At 58.8% G+C, this 4974-nt stretch carries 6 protein-coding genes and 2 pseudogenes; 4 read left to right on the forward strand and 4 right to left on the reverse strand.

Translation table 11 applies throughout. The annotated features are described in order from the left end of the window. Nucleotides 1–201: 201 nt before the first annotated feature. From AAFX91_RS38985 to AAFX91_RS38995, 3 genes are all read left to right on the forward strand, one after another. On the forward strand, nt 202–1011 hold the full coding sequence (locus tag AAFX91_RS38985) for a polysaccharide deacetylase family protein (RefSeq protein WP_394570048.1): 810 nt from the start codon (nt 202–204) through the stop codon (nt 1009–1011). A gap of 531 nt (nt 1012–1542) precedes the next feature. Then, complete coding sequence (locus tag AAFX91_RS38990) at nt 1543–2124, forward strand: transposase (protein WP_394570049.1); 582 nt, start codon at nt 1543–1545, stop codon at nt 2122–2124. Continuing rightward, nucleotides 2094–2660 (forward strand): hypothetical protein, encoded by a 567-nt coding sequence (locus AAFX91_RS38995; RefSeq protein ID WP_394570050.1) that lies wholly within the window; start codon nt 2094–2096, stop codon nt 2658–2660. The genes AAFX91_RS38990 and AAFX91_RS38995 overlap by 31 nt, the downstream gene beginning before the upstream one ends. A 16-nt stretch (nt 2661–2676) precedes the next feature. Here the strand turns inward: AAFX91_RS38995 and AAFX91_RS39000 are convergent. Together AAFX91_RS39000 and AAFX91_RS39005 are read right to left on the reverse strand one after the other, a co-directional pair. Continuing rightward, a pseudogene (locus AAFX91_RS39000) lies at nt 2677–2847 on the reverse strand (IS630 family transposase); the annotation flags it as partial. After that, nucleotides 2844–3131 (reverse strand): annotated as a pseudogene (locus tag AAFX91_RS39005) (PhzF family phenazine biosynthesis protein); the annotation flags it as partial. The pseudogenes AAFX91_RS39005 and AAFX91_RS39000, both read right to left, overlap by 4 nt. Before the next feature lie 201 nt (nt 3132–3332). Here AAFX91_RS39005 and AAFX91_RS39010 point away from each other — a divergent pair. After that, a complete protein-coding gene (locus tag AAFX91_RS39010; RefSeq protein WP_394570051.1) occupies nt 3333–3626 on the forward strand; it encodes a DUF1330 domain-containing protein in 294 nt (97 codons plus the stop codon). Nucleotides 3627–3762: 136 nt separating this feature from the next. Here the strand turns inward: AAFX91_RS39010 and AAFX91_RS39015 are convergent, their stop codons facing one another. Together AAFX91_RS39015 and AAFX91_RS39020 are read right to left on the reverse strand one after the other, a co-directional pair. After that, nucleotides 3763–3936: a hypothetical protein gene (locus tag AAFX91_RS39015; RefSeq protein ID WP_394570052.1), complete on the reverse strand. Its 174-nt coding sequence runs from the start codon at nt 3934–3936 to the stop codon at nt 3763–3765. Nucleotides 3937–4078: 142 nt separating this feature from the next. Further along, entirely contained in the window at nt 4079–4864 is a 786-nt protein-coding gene (locus tag AAFX91_RS39020; RefSeq protein WP_394570053.1) for a nucleotidyl transferase AbiEii/AbiGii toxin family protein, read from the reverse strand. Nucleotides 4865–4974 lie beyond the last annotated feature (110 nt).

A 4974-nucleotide genomic window follows, 5' to 3' on the forward strand; every position in this document is an offset into this window, starting at 1 on the left:
CCTGCCACCCGAAAACTTGCCGATCCTCGAATGGCTCGGTATCAAAACGTCAAAATCACTGTGATGAACCACTAGTGACGATCGCCCGAGCAGGAACTCAATGCGCGCGGCCGGGGCTACCCTTCCGAGCCACCTGATATCGCACGAGGCTATTGTATCGCGGCACGACACGAGCTCGCGGAACAATGGTGGCGGGGCGCAATGACAAGGATGCGCCCGCATAGATTGGCCTCAAGGTTCACCGGTGCTGCGGCACTGGTGTTTGCCGCCACAGCCATAGCAAACGCGGCTAACTGCTCGCGGCAGGATACACTCGGCACCTCGCGCCTACTCGCGGTCGATGCGAGGGTTTATCCGCGCGTCGGACTGAACAACTTTCCGGAAACGCTTCCTCTGGCTGACCATGAGGTCGTCCTCACTTTCGACGATGGACCGCGGCCGCCGAGCACGCAAGAAGTGCTGTCGGCGCTCGGGGCAGAATGCGTGCGGGCCACATTCTTCCTGGTCGGCAGATCCTCCGCAGAATTCCCTGACCTCGTCCGCCGCATTGCCGCCGAGGGACATACTGCCGCGCACCATAGCTGGTCGCATCCGATGATGTCGAAGATTCCGTTCGAGCAGGCAAAGGACGACATCGATCGTGGCATTGCTGCCGACGAACTGGCGCTCAATGGTGTTTCAAGCAAGAGTCTCTCAACGCCCTTCTTCCGGTACCCCTATTTTGCTACGACGCCTGCGACGCTCGACCTCTTGCAATCGCGCGGAATAGTCGTCTTCGGCGCTGACGTTTGGGCAAGCGATTGGGAGAACATAAGCCCTGACCAAGAGCTAAAGAACGTTATCAAACAACTGGAGACCGCAAGAAAGGGCATTATTCTGCTACACGATGCCCAGGCGCGAACGGCCGCCATGATGCCCGCCTTTCTGCATTATCTGCACGAGAACGGATATCGGATCGTACATCTCGTGTCGGCTGCCCCGAGACAGCAGAACGCCGAGACGGGCCATTGATGCCGGACCGTTGAAGTGTCGGTTCGCGCCTCCTTGTAGCGGGCAGCACTTCAGACTCGAGATCCGCAGCATCCATATGTAAAGCCTCACCGGTCGGTCGACAGAGCGGGCGCGCACCGGATGGAAGCCCGCATCGCAACGCGAATCGCGCGCAAAGAGGAGGCGGTAAAGATCACGCGTTTAGATTACTGGAGCGGCTTGATGCCGATGAGGCAGATCCTGCAGCGCGGAGACTACTGCCCAGCGGGCTTAACCGCTGCAGCGGCATTTTCCCGTTCGGATGGCGTAACTGATGGAGCACGTGCCCTTTGAGATTAACAAACTCGCTTTGGGTGACAAGCTCACTGTGCCGCGGCCGCGCAAATGGCAATCGGATGTCTTCGATCATCCGCCGGCATGTGAATGCTCATCGAAAAATGACCCCCATCGGCGTCTTCGGGACCCCTTCAAGTCATTGATTGCATTGAATCTGATTAATCGGAGCCGCGCCGATTGGGGTCGAGACCCCACGCCGAAACACACGCGACACCGTTGGAATCCGAACTGCTCAACCAGGCCGACCGGCTTGTCGGCGGCAAGGATGCGGTGCTCGTTATTGACGACACGGCAATGCCGAAGAAGGGCGACCGCTCGGTTGGCGTCGCGCCTCAATATGCGTCCTCTCTTGGCAAAACGGCAAATTGCCAAACGCTGGTGTCGCTGACCCTTGCGCGCGGCGAAGTGCCCGTGATGCTCGCATTGCGTCTCTTTCTGCCCGAAAGCTGGATGAGCAATGTGCATCGTTTGAAGCGTGCTCGCGTGCCGGTCGAACGCCGAACGGCACGATCCAAGCCGGAAATTGCTTTGGCCGAGGTTGACCGAGCGATGGCAGCCAACGTGCGCTTTGGATGCGTGCTGGCGGATGCAGGATACGGGCTCAACGCACCGTTTCGACAAGGGCTAACAGAACGTGGCCTGGCCTGGGCCGTCGGCATCTCAAGGTGTATCCGGTTGATGTACAGCTCATTTGGCCGATTACCAAAGTCCGCGGGAAGCCGCGAAAGCACCACGTACCAGATGTCTTATCGATTGCGGCAGAACAAATGCTGGCCAGCGCCAAATGGAAAACCGTGAGTTGGCGCAGCGGAACGAAAGGTCGTCTGACAGCCAGATTTGCGGCTGTCCGTGTCCGCACCGCCGACGGCCCTCCGCAGCGGATATGGGATAAAGGTCAGCAGCATCTCCCGGGCGACGAAGCTTGGCTCATTGGTGAACAACGTGCTTCAGGGGAGAAGAAATACTATCTCGCCAACCTCCCTGCGGCGACGGATCTGCGCGCACTGGCCGCTACCATCAAGGCACGATGGATCTGCGAGCAGGCGCATCAGCCGTTGAAGGAGGAGCTTGGACTTGATCACTTCGAAGGGCGATCATGGCAGGGCCTCCATCGCCACGCCTTGATGACAATGATTGCCTACGCCTTCCTGCAGCATCGTCGCCTCGCATACGCGGGGCAGAAAAAAAGCAACGGGCCTTCGCCTCAGCCAACCATGCCCGCCGTACGTCACGCCATCGCCGATCTCATCCTTCGGCCGCCGCCTCAACGGTGCCCGCATTGCCGAAAACAAATCCTTGAAAAACAGTGGCGCAAACACTTTCTGCCAAAGTAGTGCTAGTGCCGTGAATCTAAAGTTCGCCACATAAAGTCTGTTGAGCTTTGTGGCAGAAGCGTTTGACGGAAGCCAAAATCTGATCGGCTGACTTGGTCCATTTGAAGGGCTTCGGGTGTCTGTTGTGCAGGTCGATGAAGGTACGGATGTCGGCCTCGAGCTGCCTGACGGAGGTGTGAACACGTCGCTCTTGGGTATTGCGCCTGAGGCGAGCCATACATGGCAGCTGCCGAGAGTGGGATAGCCCGCAAAGGGGAGCTCTCGCTGGGGCGTAAATATGCGAACGCGGTAATCCGCATCTGGATTGGTAGGCCGCAGGAGGAAGGCAGTTTCGCTCAAGTTGGTCCAACTAGCAACCGCTGCCATCTGCGTACCGGCCAAGCCGTCGGCGTCCACAACGACGGCCAGCGGATTGCCGCGCAACGGCCCAGAGGTAAACACGTCCACTTGACGAAATTCAAGTTCAGTCACTCTTGGCAGCCTTGCCCAAATGGACCATAGGATGCATGCAATTTGTGCACAATCTCGGAATGCTCTATCCGGATCTGGCCCATCCACGTTGATTCCGCGACCAATCAACAGGGCGACTCCGAAGCTGTAACCGGACCACTCTACGACTCCCGTACAGGATCGAAGAGGACCACGTCAGGACGGGAACATGAGGGATCGATCATGAAGGCCTATGTGATCGCCACCGAAACGATCAATGACCAGGCCATGTTCGACGCGTACCGCAAAGAAGTGCCAAGAACCCTTGTGCCATTCGGCGGGAACTTCATTGCTCGCGGAGGACAGCTGACCGCTCTTGAGGGAGAGTGGCCGCATCCTCGCCTGGTGATCATTCAGTTTCCCTCCCGCGCCGCGGCGGAGGCGTGTTACGGGTCTGACGAGTTTAAGAAGATAATCTTACTAAGGCACAAGAGCTCCGTGGGAAATCTCGTTATAGTCGATGGGGCAATCGATTGATGAGTTGAATCGTCCGAACACGTCCGATTGCGTAGCAAGCGAGGTTCGTAGTTCGGTGTCGCAAAGCGACGCAGAATGGGCCTTGGCAAGAGGGCTTCAATTCCATGGCGCCACAGCGAAGCTGTGGTGCCCGTCTTCATCGGCCGTGGCGCGCCAATCTACGACAACGAGCTTGCGCGCTGCCATTGGCCCGACCACCTTGTCCCACGCCGCCTTGGGCTGTTGGCGATGGCGGGATCGGCTCAGCCGCAGTGAAGTTGAGTTCGTTGGCATCGAGGTCGGCGACGATCTCGTCACCATCCTCGACCAACGCGATCGGTCCGCCGAGACCGGCTTCGAGCCCAACGTGGCCAATGACGAGGCGACTGAGCCGCGGGAAAACCGCGCGTCGGTCATCAGGTCGACCACGACGCCGCGCTCACAACGTCGTGACGCGCGAGGTCAAGTCACTCTCACCGCGGCACTACGGAGATGTCGACCGAGGGGCGCAGTTCGGCGCAGACCGCAGGCACTTCGTGAATGTCGCTGGCGAGGAACTTGTCGAACGGCGTGCTGTCGCCTACCGAGGCCCTGCCTATTTCGGGGAAAGCCTGTTGTTTCAAAATATAATCAAAACGCGACGCCCACTTGCGGGCGCCGAGCCGCGCCGTAGTCGAGCAATTGTCGACCATGTACGACACGCCCTTGTAACTCATATACGGATTAAGCGAATCGACTGCCTCGATGATCGATTCATTCGCGATCTCCGAGTACGGGTGGCCGTGATCCTTCAACACATCGACCTGCGCCATCATGCAGGCGAGATAGACACCAGCGGTCTCCGGATTATTCGCCCAAGGCTCGCCTGGGATCGCCTGGATAATCTCTCGAAACACAGCTGCGAACGCTTCCCTACCCGTCTCGTCGGTGAAGCGCGCCGCCTCTTCCGCCGTGAGCAGGGGTTTAACGTCGGCGAGGAAATCGGGCCGCTCCAGTTTCTCGAACATCCGCTGTTCGGCTTGTGCGCGCGAAATTGCCTGACCGTGCAGATCCAAATATTTCCTGAACAGCTCTACGAGCCGCTTCGTGTCGAGTGTCTCGAAGATGTCGAGCGAATGCGAAAGGTCGATGAGGTCACGCCCTTTGTTGCGCTGAAGCAGCGCGCGCAGCTTGGTCGAGAGGAGTTCCTCGTTGGAAAACGTCGGAATCTCCGTCCCGCCGGAGAACCACGGGTTGTCGACCTTGAAAGGAGCCGCGATGGTCGGTCATAAGCCTCACGCTCGCGCGTGTTGATCTGTGAGCGTCACGAGAGGATCGCCGTGCCCGGCCTTGACTTGCGCGGAATGCTTTGGATTGCCCGATCGGGGTG

It is taken from the genome of Bradyrhizobium sp. 31Argb, assembly GCF_043638955.1.
GTDB lineage: Bacteria > Pseudomonadota > Alphaproteobacteria > Rhizobiales > Xanthobacteraceae > Bradyrhizobium.

Excerpts from the sequence above, each read along its gene's own strand:
- AAFX91_RS38985 (WP_394570048.1), top strand. The coding sequence starts at position 202 with ATGACAAGGATGCGCCCGCATAGATTGGCCTCAAGGTTCACCGGTGCT.
- AAFX91_RS38995 (WP_394570050.1), top strand. The coding sequence starts at position 2,094 with ATGCTGGCCAGCGCCAAATGGAAAACCGTGAGTTGGCGCAGCGGAACG.
- AAFX91_RS39010 (WP_394570051.1), top strand. The coding sequence starts at position 3,333 with ATGAAGGCCTATGTGATCGCCACCGAAACGATCAATGACCAGGCCATG.